Annotated in this window: 23 protein-coding genes; 12 read left to right on the plus strand and 11 right to left on the minus strand. The window is 48.3% G+C overall.

All coding sequences use genetic code 11. The features are described from left to right. Positions 1-9: 9 nt before the first annotated feature. Together rplX and ACO5JD_RS06490 are read left to right on the plus strand one after the other, a co-directional pair. On the plus strand, positions 10-327 hold the full coding sequence (rplX, locus tag ACO5JD_RS06485) for a 50S ribosomal protein L24 (RefSeq protein ID WP_021626884.1): 318 nt from the start codon (positions 10-12) through the stop codon (positions 325-327). Positions 328-1,107: 780 nt separating this feature from the next. Continuing rightward, on the plus strand, positions 1,108-5,748 hold the full coding sequence (locus ACO5JD_RS06490; RefSeq protein ID WP_484988557.1) for an InlB B-repeat-containing protein: 4,641 nt from the start codon (positions 1,108-1,110) through the stop codon (positions 5,746-5,748). Between the two features lie 297 nt (positions 5,749-6,045). Here the strand turns inward: ACO5JD_RS06490 and ACO5JD_RS06495 are convergent, their stop codons facing one another. After that, a complete protein-coding gene (locus ACO5JD_RS06495) occupies positions 6,046-6,270 on the minus strand; it encodes a hypothetical protein (RefSeq protein ID WP_484988559.1) in 225 nt (74 codons plus the stop codon). A gap of 289 nt (positions 6,271-6,559) precedes the next feature. Here ACO5JD_RS06495 and rplE point away from each other — a divergent pair, with 289 nt between their 5' ends. The 10 genes from rplE to ACO5JD_RS06545 all read left to right on the plus strand — a co-directional run bounded on the left by rplE (position 6,560) and on the right by ACO5JD_RS06545 (position 12,253). Further along, positions 6,560-7,147: a 50S ribosomal protein L5 gene (rplE, locus tag ACO5JD_RS06500; protein ID WP_484988561.1), complete on the plus strand. Its 588-nt coding sequence runs from the start codon at positions 6,560-6,562 to the stop codon at positions 7,145-7,147. Between the two features lie 68 nt (positions 7,148-7,215). Continuing rightward, positions 7,216-7,401, plus strand: a complete 186-nt coding sequence (locus ACO5JD_RS06505; protein WP_021626879.1) for a type Z 30S ribosomal protein S14 — start codon at positions 7,216-7,218, stop codon at positions 7,399-7,401. An 88-nt stretch (positions 7,402-7,489) separates the two neighbouring features. Further along, the gene (gene rpsH / locus ACO5JD_RS06510) at positions 7,490-7,888 is read left to right on the plus strand and encodes a 30S ribosomal protein S8 (RefSeq protein ID WP_484988563.1); all 399 of its coding nucleotides are present in this window, start codon (positions 7,490-7,492) and stop codon (positions 7,886-7,888) included. A gap of 26 nt (positions 7,889-7,914) precedes the next feature. Further along, positions 7,915-8,469 carry a 50S ribosomal protein L6 gene (gene rplF / locus ACO5JD_RS06515; protein WP_021626877.1) on the plus strand — a complete coding sequence of 185 codons (555 nt, stop codon included), beginning with the start codon at positions 7,915-7,917 and terminating at the stop codon, positions 8,467-8,469. A gap of 61 nt (positions 8,470-8,530) precedes the next feature. Continuing rightward, a complete protein-coding gene (gene rplR, locus ACO5JD_RS06520; RefSeq protein ID WP_021626876.1) occupies positions 8,531-8,899 on the plus strand; it encodes a 50S ribosomal protein L18 in 369 nt (122 codons plus the stop codon). 10 nt (positions 8,900-8,909) lie between these two features. Next, entirely contained in the window at positions 8,910-9,431 is a 522-nt protein-coding gene (gene rpsE / locus ACO5JD_RS06525) for a 30S ribosomal protein S5 (RefSeq protein ID WP_484922016.1), read from the plus strand. A 3-nt stretch (positions 9,432-9,434) separates the two neighbouring features. Next, a complete protein-coding gene (gene rpmD, locus ACO5JD_RS06530) occupies positions 9,435-9,623 on the plus strand; it encodes a 50S ribosomal protein L30 (protein ID WP_021626874.1) in 189 nt (62 codons plus the stop codon). Between the two features lie 10 nt (positions 9,624-9,633). Then, positions 9,634-10,083: a 50S ribosomal protein L15 gene (gene rplO, locus ACO5JD_RS06535; protein WP_021626873.1), complete on the plus strand. Its 450-nt coding sequence runs from the start codon at positions 9,634-9,636 to the stop codon at positions 10,081-10,083. Continuing rightward, entirely contained in the window at positions 10,077-11,360 is a 1,284-nt protein-coding gene (gene secY / locus ACO5JD_RS06540; protein ID WP_021626872.1) for a preprotein translocase subunit SecY, read from the plus strand. The genes rplO and secY overlap by 7 nt, the downstream gene beginning before the upstream one ends. Before the next feature lie 245 nt (positions 11,361-11,605). Beyond that, complete coding sequence (locus tag ACO5JD_RS06545; RefSeq protein ID WP_484988565.1) at positions 11,606-12,253, plus strand: hypothetical protein; 648 nt, start codon at positions 11,606-11,608, stop codon at positions 12,251-12,253. 361 nt (positions 12,254-12,614) lie between these two features. Here the strand turns inward: ACO5JD_RS06545 and ACO5JD_RS06550 are convergent, their stop codons facing one another. From ACO5JD_RS06550 to ACO5JD_RS06595, 10 genes are all read right to left on the minus strand, one after another. Beyond that, the gene (locus tag ACO5JD_RS06550) at positions 12,615-12,857 is read right to left on the minus strand and encodes a hypothetical protein (protein WP_484988567.1); all 243 of its coding nucleotides are present in this window, start codon (positions 12,855-12,857) and stop codon (positions 12,615-12,617) included. A 137-nt stretch (positions 12,858-12,994) separates the two neighbouring features. Next, entirely contained in the window at positions 12,995-13,702 is a 708-nt protein-coding gene (locus tag ACO5JD_RS06555; protein WP_484988569.1) for a hypothetical protein, read from the minus strand. 53 nt (positions 13,703-13,755) lie between these two features. Continuing rightward, positions 13,756-14,865 carry a hypothetical protein gene (locus tag ACO5JD_RS06560; protein WP_484988571.1) on the minus strand — a complete coding sequence of 370 codons (1,110 nt, stop codon included), beginning with the start codon at positions 14,863-14,865 and terminating at the stop codon, positions 13,756-13,758. Positions 14,866-14,969: 104 nt separating this feature from the next. Then, on the minus strand, positions 14,970-15,380 hold the full coding sequence (locus ACO5JD_RS06565; RefSeq protein ID WP_484988573.1) for a hypothetical protein: 411 nt from the start codon (positions 15,378-15,380) through the stop codon (positions 14,970-14,972). A 38-nt stretch (positions 15,381-15,418) separates the two neighbouring features. Next, the gene (locus tag ACO5JD_RS06570) at positions 15,419-15,709 is read right to left on the minus strand and encodes a hypothetical protein (protein ID WP_484988575.1); all 291 of its coding nucleotides are present in this window, start codon (positions 15,707-15,709) and stop codon (positions 15,419-15,421) included. A gap of 78 nt (positions 15,710-15,787) precedes the next feature. Then, positions 15,788-16,144 (minus strand): hypothetical protein, encoded by a 357-nt coding sequence (locus ACO5JD_RS06575; protein ID WP_484988577.1) that lies wholly within the window; start codon positions 16,142-16,144, stop codon positions 15,788-15,790. Further along, a complete protein-coding gene (locus tag ACO5JD_RS06580) occupies positions 16,144-16,437 on the minus strand; it encodes a hypothetical protein (protein ID WP_484988579.1) in 294 nt (97 codons plus the stop codon). The genes ACO5JD_RS06575 and ACO5JD_RS06580 overlap by 1 nt, the downstream gene beginning before the upstream one ends. A gap of 3 nt (positions 16,438-16,440) precedes the next feature. Then, the gene (locus ACO5JD_RS06585; RefSeq protein ID WP_484988581.1) at positions 16,441-17,385 is read right to left on the minus strand and encodes a hypothetical protein; all 945 of its coding nucleotides are present in this window, start codon (positions 17,383-17,385) and stop codon (positions 16,441-16,443) included. Positions 17,386-17,489: 104 nt separating this feature from the next. Further along, positions 17,490-18,458, minus strand: coding sequence for a hypothetical protein (locus ACO5JD_RS06590; protein ID WP_484988583.1), 969 nt, complete (start codon positions 18,456-18,458; stop codon positions 17,490-17,492). After that, on the minus strand, positions 18,451-23,796 hold the full coding sequence (locus tag ACO5JD_RS06595) for a DUF6531 domain-containing protein (RefSeq protein ID WP_484988585.1): 5,346 nt from the start codon (positions 23,794-23,796) through the stop codon (positions 18,451-18,453). The genes ACO5JD_RS06590 and ACO5JD_RS06595 overlap by 8 nt, the downstream gene beginning before the upstream one ends. Positions 23,797-24,832 lie beyond the last annotated feature (1,036 nt).

Raw genomic sequence — 24,832 nt, forward strand, 5'->3', positions numbered from 1 at the left:
GGACAAGACATGCCTAAGATGAACATCCGCAAGGGTGATACGGTCGAGGTCCTGTCCGGCAAGGACAAGGGCACTCGCGGCGAAGTCCTGCGCGCCATGCCTGCAGAGGGCAAGGTCGTTGTTGAGGGCGTTGCTGTTGCCAAGCGTCACACCAAGCCCAACCAGCTCAATCAGCAGGGTGGCATCATTGAGAAGCCCATGCCTATCGATGTTAGCAACGTTGCTTTGATTGACCCCGAGACCGACAAGCCGACCCGTGTGGGCTATCGCTTCACTGAGGATGGCAAGAAGGTTCGCTACGCCAAGAAGTCCGGAGCTGAGCTCTAAGCTTTTCTTGTGCTGCCAGTGGTTTTGTGCGCCCGGCAAGCGGGGAATTTGTTTGATATGACCCGACTCCTCTCGCAGGGGTCGGGTTTTTTGTTGTGTAATACGCGCAGCAAAAAGCGATGTGTAGAGGCCTGACCCTTTGCAGGCCTGATCTATTCTTTTATGGCATAGATTGAGCGATTGAGTAGTTTTGTTCTGCTTGAGCGTTTGCTGAAGGTTCTGGAGCTGTCGTTTTATCAAATTGAATGAAATGTCTCTGTAATTTCAAGGGAACATTTTAACCGTACGTGAGCCTATTGGGGAAATATATGTTTCCGGGATGTACAGGCATATACATTAAGTAAGCTTTATCTTACTTCGTTGCAACCTCAGCTTGCAACAGAAATAGTGCATATCAATCTACCTGTTCGTATTTAAGAAACTGCAGCTAGACGGGGAGCGTTGCAACCTCAGGTTGCAACGAGGGTTGACTTTTTGCAAAGCAAATAATTTGGAAAACGAGAGAAATGTGACCTACATCTTCCTCACCTCATAAACTTAAGTTCAACTATTGATAGAGTTGCAAAGTGTCGAACCGTATTTACCGAGGTGATTCTTGTGAAATCGTTCTTGTATGTAGGCGTGTTGGATGGCAAAATATTTCTAGCTATGCACATTAAGCTCGTAGAAAGAGCTTGGGCAAAAGGTATCGAGACATCGGTACAAAGAGAGGCGTGAAACATGTTTAGAAACGTACACAAAAGCAAAACCTCTTTACTTTGTCGAGCGACAACGCTCTTTATGAGCTTGCTACTTTGCACGTCATTGGTGCCTGCACCAGCATTGGCACGCGTCCCTGAGGATGACGGGGAAGTAGCTACTGTCTCGCAGCCCACAGACAATGCGGCAACCGTAGAGTCTACCAATGACGCTGCTGCCGAAACGGAACCTAAGGACGCCGCAGGTGATCAAGATGCGGCTTCCTCAGATAAGCAGAACGCTGCCCCCGTAGCCGCTGACTCTGCGGAGCCTACCGACAAGGCTGCCACCCCTGAGCCTGCCCGCGCCCCTGCAGCGGATGGTGACTTGTATGTAGACGCTGATGGCGGCAGTGATGATGCCGATGGCTCTGCAGCAACTCCTCTGAAAAATCTTCCAACAGCTGTTGCAAAAGCAAAGTCGGGTAATACCATTCATCTTAAGGGTAGCTTTATCCTTGACACGTCAGTTACCATTCCTGCAGGCGTGACGCTCGATATCTATGGCGATACTAATATTACTGGCAAGGGGAATAACGGCATTACCCTTGCAAGTGGCGCTACTCTCAAGGGTAGTAATGGTGTGCTTACCATGACAGGATTTGCCAAAGCTCTAACTGCTCAAAAGAATTCTCTCATTACTGATGGTACGTATAACTTTAAAAACAATGCTCAGGGTAGTAGTAATGGAATTAGCCTTGAAGGCACCATTAAAGGAAGCTCTGGCAAAGATAAGCTGAAGATTACAGCAAACGATAAAGACAACACCAACTTTTTTACTGGGGCTACTCATTTTGAGAACTGCACGATTAACGTTACCTCTCAAAAGAGGACTTGGTCTGATGGTAAGGATCTCACTCTTATCAATTCATCCTTCACCTACAATGGCTTTGGTATGAGTTTTTATGTCAATAAGCTCACGATGAACAATTCGGAGCTTACTGCTAATAACACTACAAGTTATGGCGGAACTGGTTTGACAATCCAGGCATCCGGCACAATCTCTAATTCAACCGTTAACATTAATGCGGGAAGTACAGCTGGATTTTCTGTTGGTGGAACCGGTACTAAATTACTGGTTGAGAACTCAACAATTAAATTTACTAACAACGGTGTTGGTGGTTTGAATGTCAACACTGGTGAAGTGTACTTTAAAGACTCTACCCTCGAGGGCAACGGAAAACAAAGCGGTGCTCTTTTTGGTGCACAGCAAAATGGATATATTGAGTTTGATGAGAACTCTCGTGTAGAGTCACCTGCCAAATCCAATGGTGATACAGGTGCCGGGCAAACCGAGACAAATTATGTTGTTGTGGGCGGTTCGCATAAAGTCAAATACGAACCAAATTACAACAGCAGTTCAGGAAGCACGATACCTAATAACGGTACTGACAACGGCAATGAAAAGCTCATGCTGTTCACGCTAACCGATCCCAGTATCAATACGCTTTCCCCTCTTAATAAAAATGGTGAGACATATACCTACCAAGTAGCCAATGCTTCTAGTGATGGTCAAAAACATGTGTGGGTACCCGAAGCTAAGGTCACCTTTAAGCTTAATAATGCGGATGCAACGTTTGCTGATGACACTACTGCTGATAAGAAAATTTCTACTATCCGTGGATACGAGCCCGACGCAGTAACTGGCAATACGAATCCTGGAACCCCGACCGATAAGAATGGCATCCAATTCCTCGGCTGGTACTATAAGGATTCCGCTGGCACCGAGCATGCATTTAAGTACGGTGATAAGGTTTCGACCAACCTTGAGGTCTATGCAAAGTGGGATGCAAAGACGGTCATTTACCACAACGGTGATGGTGAGAGCTATATCCAAACTCTGGATAGTTCTGCAACAAGTGCACAGGCACTCTCATATGATGAGGTAGTTAAGGGTAATAAGAAGTTTGCACGCGATGGCAAGGACTTCATTAGCTGGTCGACTGCTGAAAACGGCGGCGAGGAAGTTGCCGCTGGTAGCGAACTGGGCTTCAAAGAAGGCATGACGCAGATTGATTTGTATGCACAGTGGAATGCTCAAAAATACACAGTGTCTTTTTCTGCCAATGGCGGAAAATTCTCTGATGATTCAGTATTCAAGAAGAATCCTGACGTTTTTGAGATAAAGCAGGATGCAGATGGCGGAGATGTTGCCGTTATAAAGCAGACCGCTGAGTACGGTCAGACCTTACATGACATCCTCGGGTCGTTTGACTACAACAAGATAAAACCTGATACAAAGGCCAAGAAAGCCCATGAGGTACTTGCCGATAATGCCTATTGGAATGAAAGTGCATCGGGCAAGGGCGAAGATCGTCGATTTGACGATACGTCGCTGTGGGTTTTCTCGACTCCTGGTTATAATCCCACGCTTACCAAGGATGTTACCTACTACCTCAAGTGGAAGACCGACCCTGCAGTTCAGGAAATTAAGCAGGACTTGACTCTTGATGGTGATATGTGGTCTATCAGCGAGGAGACGAGTTCAAAGCTGCAACACATTCGTCCTGATAAAGAAACCTTCTCTATTACGGGGCAGATTGACGCGCAACCCATTCAAGAGCAGATGAAGAAAACGGAAGCGCTCTTTCCTGATGCAGCAAATGAGCCTGACAAGATTATGCTCGACCAACTTAAGTCCAACTTCACTGCAACCTTTACCATGCCCGACGGTGTAAAGGTCACTGACAACCCCAAGATTATTGCAACCGGTTTGGGTGACTGCTTTACTTTGGGTGATGTTACGCAGGTTGGTAATACTATTACCGTGAAGTTTAATCTGAAGGGTGGTATTAGTACCTACAAAGAGCTGCAGGATGCAGTCGCCTCAGTAGGCAAAGATGACACACAGACTGGCATTCTCAAGCAGATGCGTCGGGCTATTGATTCTCAGGTTACTCCTGCCAAAATTAAAATCACGATTGATGGTTTCACACTGGATGGTAATAAAGTTACTGAAGATGGCAAGCTCTTCCATATGGATGGCAAGGTCATGGGCAACTTCTCTTCTTATGCTACTCATAACACTACAACCAAGAAGTTTGTATTTGGTTGGAATGCAAAGCAGGCAACGGAAGGTAACGACGAGGCTGGTCAGGGTACGACCGTCAATGATGCAAAGCCGGCAGCTAATGGCACTATTAGCTACACCGTTGCCGCAGTGCTTCCTGCCAATGCCACGCTTCCTGGCGACATTCTGATTAATAAAAACACAACCAATAGTTCTACTTATGGCGTACTTCCTGGTCAGAAAGTTGATGTGACAGGCGCCTTGAATGTCAAGGCAATCAAGGATCAAATGGTGGGTATTGAAACTCAGTACCCCAATGTTGAGCACAACAAGATTGATGTAGATATTCGTAACTTTGGTTTTGTGGCGAAGTTTACGGTTCCTAACGAGATGAAGCTCCCTGAACTTACTAAGGACGATTTAAAGCTTGAGAACTTCGGTGGCTTCAAGATCGTTGACGCAAAGGTCGAAGGCAACACCGTTGTTGTCAAGATGGACTTGGCTGATGAAATTGCAACTTATGACCAGTTGGAGAATGCTGTTGACTCTGCGGGCGATCCAAACGGTTGGATGAAGGTTGTAGTTCCGAGCGTCAAGGTTAAATCTAGCGCTGGTGAGGGCAAGCAACTGACTGTTACCGGTACGGTTGAAGGCAACTTTGACGCAACTGCTACTTCGCAAAACTCTGGCAAGAATCGTCGTTTCCTTTTTACCTGGAAGGCTGAGCAATGGGCAGACGGTAAAGATAGTGTTGCTACCGATGATAAGGTCATCCAAGCTACGCTTGAGACTCCCGCTACGGTTACGCAGGATCTTCCCGGCGACATTCGTATTGGTGACGAGACCGAGCATGAGGTGGTATATCCCACCAAGCCTAGCGCCACGCTTGATTATGCTGGTTGGCTCAACAAGCAGAGCATTCAAGAGCAGATGAGCAATATCGAGAAGCTCTATCCGAATGTAACGGATTACTCCAAACTTGCAGTTGATGTGCCTAACTGCACCTTTACGGCTACGTTCACTATTCCGGATGGTTTGACTTTACCCAGTACGGTTAAGGCTACCGCCAAGGACTTCGGCCCTTATTTTTCTATTACCAATACCAAGGTGAGCTCTGACGGCAAGACCGTTACTGTTACGATGAAACTTGATACCACCAACATCAGTACTTATGCTGACTTGCAGAAAGCTGTCCAGCAGGCAGGGGATGCTGACGGCTGGATGAAGGTCATTATTCCTGGCGTAAAGGTTAATGCTGACGCCAAGAACGGTACACGTCTCACGGTAGTGGGTACAGTTGCAGGCGATATGCAGGCGACGGCTACTTCTGAAGGTGGCACAACCAAAGCCTTTAGATTCCATTGGGACGGTGAGCAGTGGGCAGACGGTAAGGACGCAACGGCTCCTGCTGATGACATCAGCATTCGCTTTACGGTGGAGGTTAAGGCGAATTCTACTAAGCCTGATAATCCAGACAAACCTGATAAGCCCAATAAGCCCAACAAGCCTAGCAAACCAGATAATGGCAAAAAGATCACCAAGAAAGTGACGAAGAAAGCTGTTCGCAAGGTTCTACCTCAGACAAGCGACCTGCTCCTGCCCGTGGGCGGCGTTGCGGTAGCTGGCATAGTAATCGTTGCTGCGGCAATTATTCTGCGTAAGCGTAATAAGTAACAGCTGAGTGCGGTTCTACTTGGCCTAGTATGCGTCACAACAAAGCAGTTGGTAGGGAAGAAGTTCCCGCCAGCTGCTTTTCTTCTTTATAGGTCATCAAAAGCCCTGTCTATTTCATATCATGCACTAACAGCTACCTAACGGTAAAAGCAGCGCCTTGAGATACGTATCGTGTAAAACCGCACCCTGAAGCATTTGCAAAATTTTTGCCTGCAAACGTGGAAAACTGCCTCATACTGCTACTTTTTATTATGTGTCGAACTGATAGACAGCATATTTGCCAGCTAGTTAAAATCTTTAGCCCAGAAGAGCCGCATTTATTCGCTGTTCTATTAAAAATGCTTCCATTGGGCTAAAAGTTTTAACTGTCTCAAGGATGTACATCTCTTCTTCATCGATGTATTCCTTTCCCATGACGTCATCTTCTCTTGCTACATCCTTTTCAATAGATGGTTCATTCTTCGAACTTGGGAGAAATCTGACCTGCGCGTTTACGCTTGCCTTCTTCGAAGAATGAACCATCTGTGGGCGCAGTGCTCGAAAAACGAACCGTTTGCGTTTAGAAGTTGTGACCGCCATAGTCGAGCTGCGACTGTCATAACTGTAAACAATGTGTGTACTCCAAGCAGGAAAAACTTCTACTGGAAATCTCTTGCCCAAGAGGCTATCCTTACTATTTGCGTGACTATGCTCGGGGGAGGATTCTGTCCCGACTCGATATGGTGACGAATAGGCTCCTGGGTGCCAGCCCAGGTGGTGCGAGGCGGTCCCCGCACGTAAACCTCCACGCTCGACTTTGAAGGAGCAGTACATGGCAAAGCAGGAAAAAGGCGTAGCTATTGCAAACGCCTCCGAGCCCCCGCGTCTCAAGCAGTATTACCTAGATACCGTGCGCGATGAACTCAACAAGCAGTTCAACTACAAGAGCGTCATGCAGATTCCCAAGATTGAGAAGATTGTCGTCAACATGGGTGTTGGCGAGGCAGCTACCGACTCCAAGGCAATTGACGGCGCTGTTTCTGACCTCCGTGCAATCACCGGCCAGCAGCCTCTTGTTACCCATGCCCGCAAGTCCATTGCTACCTTCCACCTGCGTGCAGGTATGCCCATTGGCGCCAAGGTAACTCTGCGTGGCGATCGTATGTGGGAGTTTTTTGACCGTCTCATTGCCATCGCTATCCCTCGTATCCGTGACTTCCGCGGTATGTCTCCCAAGTCTTTTGATGGACACGGCAACTACTCCATGGGTGTCACCGAGCAGGTGATCTTCCCTGAGATTGACTTCGATAAAATCGACCATACCCGTGGCATGGATATCACCATTGTCACCACTGCACCCAACAACGAGGAAGCTAAGGCACTTCTTTCTGCTTTCCACTTCCCGTTTAAGGCTGAGTAGCAAACTAGGCATCGATGCCGCTATCTCCAAAGTGAGGGGTAGCGGTGGTATTTCGTAGAGGAGGATTTGTGGCTAAGACATCGATGATCGTCAAGGCGAACCGCACGCCGAAGTTCTCGACGCGCAAGCAGGACCGTTGCCAGCGTTGTGGGCGACCCCACTCCGTGTATCGCAAGTTCGGCCTGTGTCGTGAGTGCTTCCGCGAGCTGGCGCTCAAAGGCGAGCTTCCTGGCGTCCGCAAGGCAAGCTGGTAGGACACAGGGCACTGTCGTGGAGGCATCTTTCCCACGGGGTTAGATGAACCACACGTGCAGATTCATCACGAACAAAGGAGAAGGATCAATGAAGGTTACCGATCCCATCGCAGATATGTTGACACGTATCCGCAACGCGAGCAATGCAGGCAAGGACGAGGTGTCCATGCCTTCTAGCAAGGTTCTCGCTGAGATCGCCCGTGTTATTTGCGAGGAGGGCTATATCGAGTCGTACAGCATCGAGGACACCAAGCCTCAAAAGACGCTGCACATCGTGCTCAAGTATGGCCCCAAGCGCACCCGCACGATTCGCGGCATTCGCCGTGTTTCCAAGCTTGGTTTGCGCATTTATAGCAAGGCTGCCGATCTACCCCGCGTTTTGGGTGGCCTCGGCATTGCCGTCATCTCCACGTCCAAGGGCATGATGTGCGACCGCGACGCCCGCAAGCTGGGTCTCGGCGGCGAGGTCATCGCCTACGTCTGGTAGACCCTAGGAATCGATAGGAGGAGACAATGTCTCGTATTGGTAAGCAGCCTGTCATGATTCCTGCTGGAGTCACCGTGACAGTTGATGGTACCCACGTTAGCGTCGAGGGCCCCAAGGGCAAACTCGAGCGCGACTTCTCTCATCTCATCTCTATCGCAGAGGTTGAAGCAAGCGATGAGATGCCCCTGCACCTTGAGGTTACTCGCAATGATGAGACTCAGGATTCCAACGCCCAGCAGGGCCTGTGCCGTACGCTCCTGCACAATATGGTGGTTGGCGTGTCCGAGGGCTTTGTAAAGAAGCTCGAGCTCACCGGTGTTGGTTACCGTGTTGCTCTTAAGGGCAGCACGCTCGACCTTTCGCTCGGCTATTCTCACCCCGTGCTCTATCCTGCACCCGACAACATCACCTTTGAGTGTCCCGACAACACCCACATTCTGGTTAAGGGTATTTCCAAGGAGCAGGTTGGTCAGGTTGCAGCTGAGATTCGCGCCAAGCGTCCTCCCGAGCCTTACAAGGGCAAGGGTATTCACTATGAAGGTGAGCATATCCGCAGGAAGCTCGGCAAGGCTGCTAAGTAAGCTTTGCTTCGCATAACAAGACCACTACCCCGTTAGGTAGTGGCGCGGAAAAGGAGAAGGAATGAACAAGCAGCAGGCCAAGCGGGCCGGACTGAAGCGCCGCGAGCGCCGTGTCCGCTCCAAGATTTTCGGTACGGCAGAGGCTCCTCGTCTCACCGTTCACCGCACCAATGCTCATATTTACGCTCAGGTTGTTGACGATGCAGATGCAAAGACCATCTGCTCTGCTTCGACGCTGTCCGCAGAGTTCCGTGCCACAGGCAAGATTGGCTCCAACAAGGAGGCAGCTGAGTTTGTTGGCAAGCTTATCGGTGAGCGTGCGCTCGCCGCAGGCGTGACCGCAGTCAAGTTTGACCGCGGCGGCCGCATCTATCATGGCCGTGTCAAGGCTCTCGCAGATGGCGCCCGCGCAGCGGGCCTGAAGTTCTAGGAGGAATGTAATGCCACGTGATCGTAAGCGCCAGCAGGACTCCGACCTTCAGGAGCGCGTCGTCTACATCCACCGCGTCTCCAAGGTCGTCAAGGGTGGTAGGCGTATGTCCCTCGTCGCCCTGGTAGTCGTCGGTGATGGCAAGGGCAACGTAGGCCTCGGACAGGGTAAATCCACCGAAGTGCCTCTGGCTATTAGCAAGGGCGTTGAAGACGCCAAGAAGAACATGTTCCACGTGCCTCTGACTGATGAGGGCTCTATTCCTCATGCTGTCGAGGGCCACTACGGCGCTGGCCGCGTTTTGGTTAAGCCCGCAGTTCCTGGTACCGGTGTTATCGCCGGTGGCCCCGTCCGTCCTCTCTTTGAGGCTGTGGGCATCAAGAATGTCATCGCTAAGTCTCTTGGTACTGACAACGCACTCAACATCATCAAGGCCGCTGCAGAGGGCCTCAAGGAGCTCGAGAGCCCCGAGGCTACCGCAGAGCGCCGCGGTCTCTCCGTCAAGGAGATGTTTGCCGGGAAGGAGGCATAAGCGATGGCTGAAAAGACCATTACCGTCAAGCTCGTACGCAGCGCCGTCGCCTCCGTCAAGAAGGATCAGACGGCTACCTGCAAGGCCATGGGCCTGCGCAAGATTAACGACGTCGCGGTTCTGCCCGACAATCCGTCTGTTCGAGGCATGATCTTCAAGGTCAAGCACCTCGTCGACGTTAAAGAGAACTAGGAGTTACCCAATGCAGCTCACAGATCTCCGCCCTGCAGAGGGCGCGAAAAAGGCGCGTAAGCGCATCGGCCGCGGCAATAGCTCTGGTCATGGCACCACCGCTGGTCGTGGCTCCAAGGGTCAGCTTTCCCGCTCTGGTGGCGGCAAGGGTGCCGGCTTTGAGGGCGGTCAGCAGCCGCTCGCAATGCGTCTGCCCAAGCTCCCTGGTTTTACCAATCACAACCGTGTTGAGTACGCCCCCGTCAACGTTGCTCGTCTTGAGGCTCTTTATGAGTCTGGCGAGACAGTTGATGCCGAGAGTCTTATGGTTAAGGGCGTTATCAAGCACGACTATGTGCCTGTGAAGGTCCTCGGCGACGGTGAGCTCACCAAGAGCCTTACTGTCAAAGTTGACAAGGTCTCCGCCTCTGCCAAGGCAAAGATCGAGGCGGCCGGAGGAAAGGTCGAGGCAGCGTGCTAAAGGCGATCCAAAACGCGCTTCGTATCCCCGAGCTTAGGGGCAAGATTGCGATTACCGTCGCAATCCTTGCCCTCTACCGCTTTGGGGCGTATCTGCCTGTTCCTGGAGTTCCTTTCTCCGCTATGCTCGCAGCTTATAAAAATGCAGCTGCAGGTAGCGGCGCGCTTACAGTGCTCAATCTCTTCTCAGGTGGCGCACTGTCGCGCGTTTCTGTCTTCAGCTTGGGCATCATGCCCTACATCACCGCGCAGATTATTCTGCAGATGATGCAGGCAGTTATCCCTTCGCTGGGAGCACTGGCGCGTGAAGGTGAGTCTGGTCAGCGCAAGATTACGCAGTACACGCGCTACCTTACAGTTGTTCTTTCTCTTATCTCTGCTATTGCCTACCTATTCCTCTTCAAGAGCCCTACGTATGGGATGGATTTCTCCCAGATGGGCATCCCTTCTCTGCTTGAGGACTTTATTGTCGTCTTTACGCTGGTTATTGGTGCGCTCATCATTATGTGGTTGGGCGAGGTTATTACTCAGCGCGGCATCGGCAATGGCATGTCCCTCATTATCTTTGCCAACATCATGGCAGGACTTCCTACCGCCATCATTCAGTCTGTTGTTGCCGAGGGCAATATCTTGGTGACTATTCTGACGGTGGCTGTAGTTGCGGCGGTTATTCCCGTTATCGTGTATATCGAGCGCGGTCAGCGTCGTATTCCTGTGCAGTATGCCAAACGCGTTGTTGGTCGCAGGATGATGGGTGGTCAGTCTACCTACCTGCCCATTAAAGTTAACACTGCAGGCGTTGTGCCAATCATCTTTGCTTCGGCAATTTTGTATTTGCCCGCTCAGCTTGCGGTATTCTTCCCTGGCGTGGGTTGGGTGCAGGCTTTTGCTAATGCAGTCTCTACTGGCTGGATTAACTGGATTTTGTCAGTTGTCTTCATCGTGTTCTTTGCATATTTCTACACTGCAATGGTGTTTAATCCCGATGAAACAGCAGATCAGCTGCGCAAAGCTGGTGGCTTTATTCCTGGCGTGCGTCCTGGCAAGGCTACGGCTGACTATATCAAATCGACCCTCGATCACATTACGCTGCCTGGTGCCATCTTTATGGCAGCACTGGCTGTAGTGCCTTCGATTGTGTTCTCTTTCACCAATAACAACCTAATTCAGAGTTTTGGCGGTACGTCGATTCTGATTATGGTTGGCGTTGCGATGGATACGATTGCGTCCCTGGAATCTCAGCTCAAGATGCATAACTATGACGGGTTCTTCAAGTAGGCCGATCGCTTACGTAGTACAACTAATGTCCGTGCAAGTGCCTCTCCTTTGCGGGAGGCATTTTTTTCATGTAAACCTTCTTCTTCTCGGGGTTCTCGTACATTGCCTCTCCTTTGCGGGAGGCACTTTTTTTCATGTAAACCTTCGGTATCAAGTACCGTTTACAGAGACAGAGTAAATTAGCAGGAGAAATTCTTACGTAAGTGTCGATAATAGAGTGGTGCAACTTAATGAATAGAGGTGTTATGAAGCCGTTTTCTTTCTCGTTTGTCTTTGACGAAAAACTTTTTTGTGAATACAGGGTTCATAGGTCAGCACCTCTGACTCGTTTTTATGGATCTCTGCTTGTAGTGCTGGCACTTCCTTTGTTTGCACTGTTCCTGCTGATTTCCCTAGAAGGAAACTTCGACATCGAAACTGCCTTGATCCTGTTGTTTTTGCTGGTGCTGACCCTCATTGGCGCAGCCTTTGCTATTACAGGAGTCAATCCTCTGATGGGAAAACCTTCCTCATCGGTAGTCTTTGAGTATTTTAGTCAACATTCAGGTGGTTCAGATAATCGTCCATGGACGTTTCAGTCCTTTGTGACGCTCGATAACGAAGGAATTACCATCGGATCGGGTCCGCGTGGTTCTCAACAGGCTATGTCTGTGCAAAAGAAAAACTGGAGTGAGTGGTCTAAGGTAGTACGCAGCAAGTCGGCGATTATCGTGCTTTCAAAAACCCAAATGGGCCCCAGTGTTCGCTGGTTATTTGGCGCTGAGGCTATGCTTGTGTATGACAGCAAGCGTAATGAATTTGAGGATGCTGTAATTCCGCTCTCTGAGCTTGGACATAATGGTTTGCCCAGTGCAGAAGAGTTGCTTTCGTACTTGAATAAGCAGATACACTAAGTAAAAAATAATTGAAGCAAAATAGGTGTTTAGGCTTTTTCAGTAAAAATAGGCGTTCAGCCTCTCTCAGCAAATGGTGCAAATGGTTCAAGTCTTAGGGACACAAGCACAGATGGTTCAAGTTTCGAAGTAAGCGAGCAAAAAAGCGCAGGTCAGATTTTCTCGAAGTTCGAAGAATGAACCATCTGTTTGGGGAGGAGACCATCTGTTCGAAGAATGAACCATCTATCGAAATTTTTAGCCCGTAAATAACCTTCGCGACATGCTTCAGCTTTGTATAACATGCAAAAAGTTTAGTGGTGAGTCTACATGCCCCTGCATCTTGCTTGCACGTCGCATTCACACTCACTTATAACACGCATTAGAGGGTACGGTACCTTTTTTCGATATGATCCCGCTCTTCACGAATGGCCCTCTGTTTTTGCCGTCCCTCCTCAAGAAGAGCCTCCATACGATCGATTGTGCGCATAACACCGTATTGCAGATCTTCACCATCATAATGTGCGCATTGCAAAAGTTCTGGCATTGCTGCTTCATAGGTATCCAAAAGAGAGAGGTTGCATAAGGCAAGTGCTTGAAAATCTGCAAGGCGCTGCTCGTACATGGCATTTTGATGGGCAAGCGTACGCTCGCGTTGCTCAAGCTCAAGAAGTTGTGTGCAATATATTTATTGCAGCTTTCTTTTGGCTAGGAGATGTGTCAGAGTCTTCGGGATTTGTCCTCGTGACGGCATAATTCTTTTTATCGCCCATACGGGACATCCCAATCTGTAATATCAACAACGTTTAATGTTCCGAGGTTGTCTTGGGTAAAACGGGTACGGCCTTTGTTAGCTTCAAGGTAGCCCTTTACGATAAGTGTGTCATAGACATGATCAACCCAGCGCTCAATATCTTGTCGTGTAAGCCCTGTATCGGATACAAATTCATTGCCCGAAATTGAGTACCAATAATGATCAGTGCCCTCGCGAAAAAAACTTATCTCTTTTTTGAGTGTACGTGTTGAGGCAGAGTAAATCCAATTGACCTCCACGCAATACCCGTTGCCATCAGGAGCCTTCCAAGAGCCGCTATCTATATAAATATCAATATTGTTATCATCTTGTGAATACCGGATAGTTAGCCACAGTCCCCATGATTCATAAAGCTCACCAGCAAAAAGAGTGTCCATTTTATCTCCCGTATAACTCCAGTAACGATAGTTATCGGAGATAAAGTCAATACCACTGCCTTGCACCTCAAACTCTACAGGAACAACAATGCCACCTCTTCCTGGCAGGGCTAGGTGGGGTCGACAGGTTGGCCCCTCTCGGAGAAGTTCGTCGTAGATGTTGTGTACAGAAGCTTCATGCCAAACGATAAGTACCATACAGAGTCCCATGATGATGGTTCCTATGCGCAAGAGCCTATGTTTGCGGTCTGTAGACTTGCTGCTATATGTATCACTCATGTGTATCACCGTTTGTCTTTGTTACTGCCAGAAAGGCTAAGCTAAAACGTCACTCATGCTTCGGGTAACTCGTTTTTCCCACTCTTGAGAGCATCAAGGAAACAAAAAGTATCTGCTAGCTCCTCTTCGCAGCGTTTCATGATCTCTACTTTCTCAGACGTGGTATGGTCAACGTAGGTAGTTGTGATTGTGGGAGGTTCATAAGGATTTGGAATACCAGTCGCTTTGGCAATGCTAGGTCCATACACTCTTACTCTGCCTTTAATGTTGGCAGCAACGTCATTGTCACTTACAAGATTTTGATAGAGCTGATCAACCACATTGTCGTATCCACCGTTGTTTTCCAAGAACTTATCTGCACGGGTATAGACATAGTTATCTAGGTCCGTGTAGTACTGGTGGGCTGCGGCTTGATAAGAGGTTGAGTATTTAAATGCTGCCGTGGTTATGTTGTTAGCATCAAGGTCAGATTTGTAGTCATCTATACGCAGGGAGACGTATCTGTTGTTCTCACTGATAAGTACACAGTCGCCCATCCATCCTGCATATTGAGCGCACTCGCTAGCTCCACCAGAAAACATCAGATCAACTGACGAGGGCTCGCCTCTTCTTACACGATATTCCGTAGCAGCGGTAATGCATTGGTGAGCAAAGTCTGCATACGATTCGCCTTCATCATTTTTATGCTGATCGTCAATTGTTTTTCTGAGAGTTTCATAATCATCATCACTTAGACCAAGGAATTTGGTGAAGTAGCTCTTTTCAGTGGCTATCTGATGTCTGTTTGATTCATGGGTTGGATGGGGATTCGGTACGTTGCCTACGATGCTTCCTGCCGTCAAGTTCCACGCCATGTTATCATAGACCATGGATCCCATAAGCTTTAGCCATGCCCAGTCAATAAAACTCTGATCTTTTTCGGGATACTTCTCATAAAGCCTTACATAGACCTCCCACATAATTTCAGGCGTATTCACTCTTTTTTTAAAACCATACTGCGCATATTGCATCTTGATAAAGTCAGTCTTCGAGATACCCAGTTTGTCTGCCACCTTCCAGTCTTTGTAGCGGGCAGCAGCTGTTGTAGTCCAATTAAGGTTGCCATAGCCATCACCGGCAAGACAGCTTGTGACTGATTGGTTTGCGGCGCGAAGTACTTGCAAGGCCGCATTTGAGTTTGCGTAATACCCACTAGACGCATCTGCGTATGCTTAAATCTGTGAGATTACCTTGTGCAGTTCATTGATGATGCGTTGGTTTGTCTCAATCATTGTCCAATAGCTTGCAATGGTTTTTCCACATCAAAGCCAGAGGCTGCAACATCGGCGATTTGTTGGTGATATCTATTGTTGATACTTTGAAGTTCGTCAATTCTTTGTTGAGCCTCATCTGTATCGGCAATACCTGGTGATGTCTCGGGCAGCGCTGACAGCGCAGTTAAGTTCTGGGTATTGTCATTTTGCAATGCCTCAAATACGTTATGTTGTGCCTTGGCAAGAGGAATGCGCAGCGTGGCGATTCTTTCACGGATAGCTCGATATGCCTCGCTTTTGAGGTTTGAGTCATCCAGAGTATTTTCAAGTGTGATAATCTGTTGTTCACAGGAAGATTTGCTACCTTCAAGCGCAGTGTTTTCGGTGTTTATGGCACATATGAGACGATCTTTTTCTATCCTCATGCGCCCAGTCCCTTCTGCCTAAGGCTTCTTTTGCTCTCTTATGAACCGATGCCTAACAGCTTATTTGCGATGGTGTTGTCAGTCTGCGAAAAAGTAAGACCAGTTGTCGTGATAGCCCGTGCGTCTGAATAGATCAGGACAGTCCATGTGTGCAAAGCATCGTGAACTGAAGAGGCAATCGAATCATGGAGTTCATTTCCTTCAGTTCCGCTCGAAAAGCTCGCAAACGTTTGGGTTGAAAAAGAGCGGTAACCCTCAACACTAGCCCTGAGGCGGGTTGACTGGTTAACGGTAGAGTTTGGGTCGGAGACAATCTCATTGTCTAACATAGGCTCTCCTTGTCATCTTGCAGTCCGTAACAATAATATGTGCTGCAAAAAGAAGCCATGTTCAGTATCCAGACTACATCATCCTTCTTCTGTGTTACAAGAAGAACGATCATCTTTTGCATCTGCCTGTGTCAGTCGCAAGAGCCTTGCATATTTTTCATCACATTCGTCTAATTCAGCTCTCATACGAGTAAGCTGATCGGCACAATCACCCAAATGCTCGCTGCATAGTTCGATGGCTTGAAAGACGCCGGAGTTTGCGGTCCGCATATCGCTTGTGCTAAAGACATCCCAATGACAGCTGACAATATCCTCTAACGCTTCCAGCTCATCCGCAGCTCTTTTTACGGCAGCCTGCAAACTCTCCTTACGGCGCTCGAGAGGCGCTCGCTCATCCTTCCACTGCTCTACAATTACATTTTCCGGTGTCTGCATCAGTTTCTTGCTCCTAGGAGAGCCGATGCAAGCTTTGCATCGGCGTCGTCAAAGGCTACGCCTATGGTTTCGATCGTGTTTGCATCTCGAATTATTGAAACGATGTACTGACTGAGGGCTGAGGCATACCCAGTGCCACAGGCATCGTGGTCTGATGGGGGAGTGCCGTCGGCACATCCAATTGCATCTTGAGCGGCATAAGATGTATAGTCACTGAGCTTCGACAGAAGTGTCAGTCGCTTTTGCTGTGCATCTTCTAGGTTTGATTGAATGCTGTCATTTTGAGGTGTCATACTCTACTCCTCTCTTTCTGGACAGAGTGCATCAAGGGTGGCTGGACCATAGCGAGCGATAATGTCTGCAATTTTTTTGAGGGCATCTATGTAGGATGCATCGTCGTAGTAGGCAAATGAGTGTCCATACTGCACCTCGGGGTAATCGTTCTTAATATTGGCCCGAAGAGTTTGCAGGATTTTTTGTTCGCGATCTCCATCGCACCAAGCATTTGCAGCTAAACCAGCCCTAAGCAGGCAATATAGCGGTTCTTCGCGCACCCCCACTGTTTGTTTAGCCATGTTGGTATCAGCCAAATATAGCCCTCGACGATCAACAGCAATCCCCGTAAAGTTTCCACTGACATAGCGATTGAACTCCCAGCCGAAAATATCATCCCAACCCTTAAAGGAAAAGCCAAGCGGGAAAAGAACGTCTCCAAGTAGTGACTTTACAAGTTGTGTGCGCTGCTCACGACTGAGGCTAAGGTTAACCTCTGAAATTTCTGGCGGCAGCGGCTCCTTTATAGTTTGTGCAGCGATTTGCGCTGCTGCTTTTTTGGCACACTCTTCTTGATACAACGCATATTCTTCATCTGTCATACGGGCATCCATAAGCTCGTTGAGCATAGCAAAGCCTACACCCTCAATCATGAATATGAGCTTGTCAATCGCATGAGGAAAGTCCTCATCGCCGTCGTACCAAACCCATTCTCCTTCTGAGGGGCGTGCCCAAGGACAGTGGTTTCTTACAAATTTAAGTACCAAGCCAGGCGTCTTAATGGGTCCGCGTTGTTGACATGAGATATCGTATTGAGCACAAATCATATCCCTATTCTGTTCGTGCTGTATAACAATGGTTTGTTTCACACCCTCAACGGTTCGGATAAATCCTATTTCAAGACTATCCTTAAAACCTACCGTAAAGCCAAAGGGGGCAAGATACGCACCCACCTTTTGCTCTATCATTGCAATTTTTTTGCTTTCATCTCTTACCATGATGACCTCTCACAGCGTTTTGAAGGGTCTGAGAGTTCCTATCTGTGACTACAGTCAAGTGGTCTACTCGTACCTTACATTTCTCTTTCCGGACAAAGTGCATCAAGGGTGGCTGGACCATAGCGAGCGATAATGTCTGCAATTTTTTTGAGGGCATCTATGTAGGACTCATCATCGTAGTAGGTAAATGCGTCTCCATATCGATCCTCGGGGTAGTCGTTTTTCATATTTGTCCGAAGAGTCTTTCTAATCTCTAATGCACGTTCTCCATCGCACCAAGCATTTGCACCTAAAACCACGTCTAAAAGGCAGTGTCCTGGCTCCTCGCGCACTCCCGCTGTTTGTTTAGCCATGTTGGTATCAGCCAAATACATCCCTCGACGATCAAAAACAAGTCCTGTAAAGTTTCCACTGACATAACGGTTAAATCTCCAGTCAGAAACATCATCCCAGCCCTCAAAGGAAAAGCCAAGCGGGAAAAGAACGTCTCCAAGTAGTGACTTTACAAGCTGTGTGCGCTGCTCCCGACTGAGACTAAGGTTGACCTCTGAAATCTTTGGCGCCAGCGGTTCCTCTGCAGGTTTTTCAGCGATTTCTGCCGCGGCTTCTTTGGCGCGCTTCTCTCGATACAACGCATATTCTTCATCTGTCATACGGGCGTCCATGAGTTCATCAAGTATAGTGAAGCCTACACCCTCAATCATAAATACGAGCTTGTCAATCGCGTGAGGAAAGTCCTCATCGCCGTCGTACCAAACCCATTCTCCTTCTGAGGGGCGTGCCCAAGGACAGTGGTTTTTTACGAAATCTAGTTCTAAACGAGGGGTAATGGGTCCGTGTCGGCATGAGATATCGTATTGAGCACGAATCTTGTCCCCATATCGCGTGTGCTGTACAAAAATGGTTTGTTTTACACCTTCGACAGTTCGGATAAACTCTATGCACATACCGTCTTTAAAACCTACCGTAAAGCCAAAGGGAGCAAGATACGCACCCACCTTTTGCTCTATCATTGCAATTTTTTTGCTTTCATTTCTAATCATAAGTTTTCCTCTCGTGCTGTCTTGGCAGCGTTTGCTCGCACGGTACGCCAAACAAAAGTGCAAAGGCTTCTGCACCCGCAGCGATAGCTGCGGGATCATCAGCAGCACCAACGCCAGAAAGATCGTCAGCAAATAAAACAAATGCCAAAAGAAGAAGTCCTACGCCAGCAATCGTGGAATCTGTAGTGACAGACACTTTTTCCCATACAGGTTCTTTTTCCCATACAGGTTCTGTTTCTGGAACAGGAACAATAATGGGTTGGGGGTCAAGCTGTTCATTTTTTACCGAGGTGTAGTAAAACATTCCCGGAGCTTCGCCATAGCTACGGTAGCGATAGATTTTACTCGGATCTGTAAGAGATGGAATATCTAGATGTTCATCTATTTTTAGGGTGTTACCATAGCTTGCTTCAAAATCGTCTGCGTTATCAGAAGGCCGCTTAAGGTCTGGTGTCCAGTGAGATACATATCCCTCAAGCTGCGAGAGTCCCTTTGCATAGTTGGGAGCTCCTGGTGCATATGAACCAGGTTTGATCTCATATATTTCTGCCGTTTTTCCATTGAAGTACACAAGGTCAGCCCAGCCGCATGGTCCATTTCCATAGAAGGAGGCTCCAGGTATGCAATATTCTGCTACCACATTACCAGGATGTCTGAGCACGAAATAAACTTGCAAAAGTTCATGTGCTTCTTTGCCTTCTTCCCAAGGAAATAGGGCGGAAGGTACGAGTGGTGACATACCGTCAAGATCAAAAAGTGTTAGGGGTGTATTCCTGCAATACACATACTCATTGAGTGAGGACGGTAAAAATGACAATCCCTTGTAGACATCTCTACTAACAAAGCGCCCCACAGTCGGGTCGTACTCACGTGCTTGAGCATGGTATGTCTTTGCTGTTGTGTCCCACCTATATCCCGCAAAGCCAAAAGGTTGTGTGACCGCTGGTGTATCTCCAACAGTTTTACTCAAACATCCGAACTCGTCGTAGGCATATCCTGTCATTTTCCCATTAGGGTAGACATAGTCCAAGACACTGCCAAGTCCATCGGTAAAGAAGCTTGATGCGCCCCACTCATCTATCTGAAATGTCAGATCGTCGCCCCAAACGAAACTTTTTACTCCATCTGGCTGTTTTGCTTGCAACACGTTGCGATAGCACTTAGTCATATCAAGTATATATTCGACGCTATGAGTTGCATCAGAAAGCGACTCTGGGCTTGTAGGTGGTTGCTGCCCCAACGTGAGTTTCTCCATTACCGGTGCATCAAACACGCGCTCGCGTACGCGCTGTCCCAAGCCATTGTATTCGTATGCCTTGGCAGAGCTTGCATCCGCCGACCAGGCAAGATGATTACGTGCATCGTAGGTATAGCGATTGTACCTGTCGTTATCTTGCACAACGCCTGTCAGATTCCCGCGCCTATCGTAGGTATACGTGAAACTACCGTCGGTGCTCTCTTTACGCACGAGTTGATCTGCGGAATCATACTCATATGTCGTCTGTGTTCCACGTTCCCACGAGCTCACACGATTCCCAAATGCATCGTATGTATAAGACCTAACAGAAATATCGTCTTGGGATACATTGGTTATACGTCCAAGCAAATCGTACGCATAGGTATAGCTTCCGTTCTCGTCTGGGAGGCTTCTGCGGTAACACCTTGTACCTACTAGGTTGAGGGCGCTGTCATACTCGTAAGAGAGATCATCGACGATGCCCTTGGTATCGCTGTTGGTGAGGTGTGACAAGATGCCCAATGGGGTATATGAATACGTGCTTCTGCATCCATTTGAAAGAATTTTGTTGCTCAGTCGACCGTCATTATCGTAGGTGTAGCTTACCTCCATTGCATCAGCTGTCATCTTTGAGAGGCGCATAAGCTCGTCGTATTCGTATACGACCTCCTCTCCATTGGGATAGGTCATCGATGCTCGCTTCCCAAGGGAACCATAGCTATAGCTGATTGTGTTGCCCAGCTCATCCGTTACTTTAGTGATGTTGCCTAGGTTGTCGTGGTCAATCTGCATCTCGCCAAGTTGACTTTTTACGAGAGTGAGCCGGCGAAGGGCGTCATAGCTCAAAGCTACCGACTGTCCATCTGCATAACTCACATGCTCGAGCAAACCGCCCTTAGCATAGGAGAACTCTGTTAGGAGACCATCAGCATCCGTCTTGCTGACAAGCTGACCCATGGCGTTATAGCAGTAAGATTCGCCGTTCCCCATAGCGTCACGCACGTCTATCAGTCGGCCAAGCACATCCCGTTCATAGGCTGTCCAACGTGTATGGGCTTGTTCGTTTTGGCCATTGACCTGACTCTCCCCGAGTCCGACACTTTCTGCAAGCCGCTCGATGCGAGTGAGGTCGCCACACGCATCGTAGTCATAGTGCGTGCGATTGCCAAGAGCATCCACAACCTCAATCAGTTTGTTTGTAGGAGAGTATGCGTAGCGTGTCGTGGCGCCATTTGCGTCAGTACTCTCAACGACATTGCCCACAGCGTCATACATATATGTACGGCACTGACCCTCGTTTGTCTCTATAGAGATCATGCGGTTGAGCTGGTCGTAGTGATATGTTGCAACCAACCCATTTTGGTGACGGATTTCAGTTACATTGCCACAAGCGTCGTAGGAGAATCGCTCCCAAGTACCGTCCGGATGGATAATCTTTCCAAGAAGACCTCCAGGGAGATACTCTCTTTGTGTTATGCGGCCTGCTGCATCCGTGACACGTGCGAGGTTGCCAAGGGCGTCGTACTCGTAGCGCGTCTCGTTGCCACCCTCATCAATCTCGCGAACAAGCTGACCAGCGTCATCTCGTACAAACAGATGCTTGTTACCTTCCGCGTTTATTATCTGCTTTGCAAGACCAAATCGGTCATAAGAGATAATCGACATTCTGCCGTCCGCAGCCGTAATCCTCAACGGCCGGTTCATCGCGTCGTAGCTAATCTCCTCTAAAGATCCGTCAGGAAAGGTAACTCTACGGCGGTTTCCGCGTGGATCATACTCGATTTTGAGAGTGTTGCCGAGTGCGTCAGTTATAGAGATGGGCTTGCCGTGTTCATCGCGAGTATACTCAGTCCTCGCACCCCGTGGACTGATGTGGGCGACCACCTTGCCCATTGAGTCATATTCATAGCTTGTAGTATTTCCGCACTGGTCAACAAAGCGAACCATATGTCCCATATCGTCGTATGTGCGAACGATTTTGGTTCCGTCGAAGTCTTCAATTGAAGTTACATTACCGAGTTTGTCATAGGTGTAGTACCGCACGTGACCTTCAGCGTTTATGACTTTGGTGATATTACCTTGTGCATCGTAGGCGTACTTAGTCTGGGCACCCTTTCCATCGATTGCCAAGGTAACATTACCTAGCCCATCATACGCATAGCTCGTAATGTTACCTAGTGGGTCGATGATGCGAGAGATATTGCCATGATCATCGTAGGTGATATGGGTCTTGCTGCCGTCCGCTGCAGTAATAGTGACTGGTCGTCCTAAGTCGTCGCGTATGAACTTTTGCACCCTACCTAGGGCATCACGGATCTGTATGAGATTGCCAGCTTCGTCGTAGCGGTTGCGCCGAACCTCTCTGCCCGATAGTGCTACCTGCGTAACCCTTCCTGCCTTATCGTGTTCTGCTGAATACCAGCTGTGATCTGGATAGTCCACACGAGAGAGGTTGCCATCTTTGTTATAGTAATAGTTTGTGGTATATCCACTGCGGTCGGTCAGACTCGTTCGCCTGCCGTGTGCGTCGTATGTTGTCCTTGCGGTCCCCTGTACATCGGTAACACTTGTTGTTTGTAGAAGATTGTTTCGTCCATAGTGCGATATGCTTCCGTTTCTTTCGGTCACCCTTAGGACGTTATGGGCATCGTCATATTGATATTTAATATCAGATTCATCCGCAAATATCTGGCGGATGATTCGTGCATCTGCATCGTACTCATTGGTAAGCTCCTTGATACCTGCAGGGTTTGTGATGGCAACAAGCAGGTCATTGTGGTAGCTATAGCGAACATCGTTACCCAGTTCATCGGTTACACAGGTAAGGTGAGCTCCTTTATAGTGAAGACGAATGGTTCTTCCTACGCTGTCAGATGCAGAAGCTAAAAGTCCGTTATCGAAATACTGATAGTCAATACGCTCGCCTGTTGTGCTCTCAACTTGCTGAAGACGTCGATGGCCGTCATTGTCATAGGTAAAGTCAAGCCCGTTACCATTTGCATCGCGCTCTCGAACGATTCGGCCAAAAACATCAAAGAAGATGTTTGCCTTGCCACGGCGACACAGTTCAAACCCGTCTTTGTGCTTGGTGAGAGTGGTTACAGATTCGCTGGCTCCTACGAGAAGTCCATCTCCTGATGGATAGAGTTGCTCCTCGTGGCCATCTCCCCAGCGAACCACTGCACCGTCTGTCTGCATATTAACGGCAATTTCATGGCCTAGTGTCCATCCTTGTCCCAAACAGCCAGACGAGCTAGAACGCGAATTGTAGTGAAACCCAACAGAGAAAGGATAAGCGCCCTTGAGCTTAAGAAACTCCGTCTCATATGCGAAGTTTCCAGTGGCAAGGTTGACCGGATCGCCACCATAAGCGCAAGTCTTCGAGTTCAACCCGAGTTGAGCCTTCAGGATAATCTTTTTCAGTTCTGCGCTTGGCTCTTTCCCTAGGGCAAGTTCGTTGCGTGCTGCAAGGTAGTCATGAGCCAACTGTCTATCGATCCAACTCCTATCGATTCCAGAGAGATGGATGTCTCCTGTCTTTGGATCGTAGGACACTCCGTTCAGTGCCTCGTTTGCCTTGTTGAGTCGGCTTAACTGAGCTTGGCTGTTGGAATAGATAGATCCGTCACCCAAGTACGCAGTTGCCTTTTCGAGAAGCTCTTGCAACCTCCGAAGTTTGGCATTGTTATTATCAATGGAGCTTCTGACGTTCGAGGCGCCCCCTGGGTTGTCATGACCGTACTTATCAATCCACTCCCATAAATCAGTGTTTGCATGCTGCAAGGATGTGATATTCCGCTGAATTTGATCGGTATCGATGACCGAATATCCGTAACCAGACAATTCTGTAAGACGTTGCTGATCCGTCGCTATGTCATTGATGAATGCCTTGATAAAGACGATGTGCTGCATGAGCGCTGGAATCTTTACCTGCTGAAAGTAGTCATACATTTTTCGGTATGCTCGGCTGTTGCATAGCGAGTCATCCTCGGCTATTGAGCAGATAGTATCAATCTGGCCTTGACACTCACTTGCTTGTTTGCTCAGCTCTGCTGAATCAGATGCAAGAAGATTGGTAAGACACGAAATATCAATCCTCATCGCGTTACCATGCCTTTCGGATCGACGGTTTTTGAAGAGAGCCTTACCCGAAAAAATGTGCGCTTGCTCAGATCTAGAGAAGTGCAGTCAAGGAGCATTCTGCGTCAAAGGTGCTCCTTGGCAGCGTATTATATGCCACTACGTGCGCGAACTTGCCCTGCTGCGCCCTCTTGGAATGAGATGGTAATGTATCGTTTTGCAGCGGAACAATAAACCGCTTCAGACCCCTCTTCGCTCTGAGAGCCGATATGCGCCATTTTGAGATGATATTGAATAAAATATTTATATTTGAAATGTAGGCACAGCTCTTCTACCTGCAAGTTTGTTAGCCTTGCAAGATGCGGCAAAACGCGGGAAAATAGCTGCCTTTCAAAACAAGCGTTCTACCAGCGGAAATGCTGCAGTACAAATTTCAACGAATGGCGCATATCGGCTCTCAGAGCGAAGAGGGGTCTGAAAACACCACTTTTCGAAGGATGGTGACCAAGGCCAGTCACAAAACCTCATCGCTTAGAAGAGCAACCGCAAACGATTTAAATTTCACCATCTCATTCGAAAAGGGTTCCCAATTCTTTTCAGGCAACAAAAAGGGTTCCTCATTCTCTTTTAGGGCTACAAACGGGCAGGTAAATTTTTCGCCTGTGATGCTTTAGGAACCCTTTCGATAGCGGGTGATGAATTAGGAACCCTTTTGTGCCATGGTGAAGAAGCACGAAGATGGATAATCATAGAAGAACGTGCATACTTCTTATCGCAATTGTCTAGTTTGACTTTCATGTGAGTAAGTTCGTCAATACAGCAGGCAAAAAAGCATAATCAGGCACCTTAAAAGCTCACTTGGTCATATACTAATGGTTAACTAGTGAAAAAGTTAGGATAATAAAACGATACGAGGACAGCTTATGGCGGCAGAGTATTCAGAATTGGAAGCCCATGAGCCAAAGGCCAGCTTCGGTACACCTACCCTTTCGACAATGGTTTCTCCATGATTCCGAAGTTTAACTAGACCCTGTTTTGTTGAAGTCCCAGCTTAGGG

The organism is Olegusella sp., assembly GCF_057238325.1.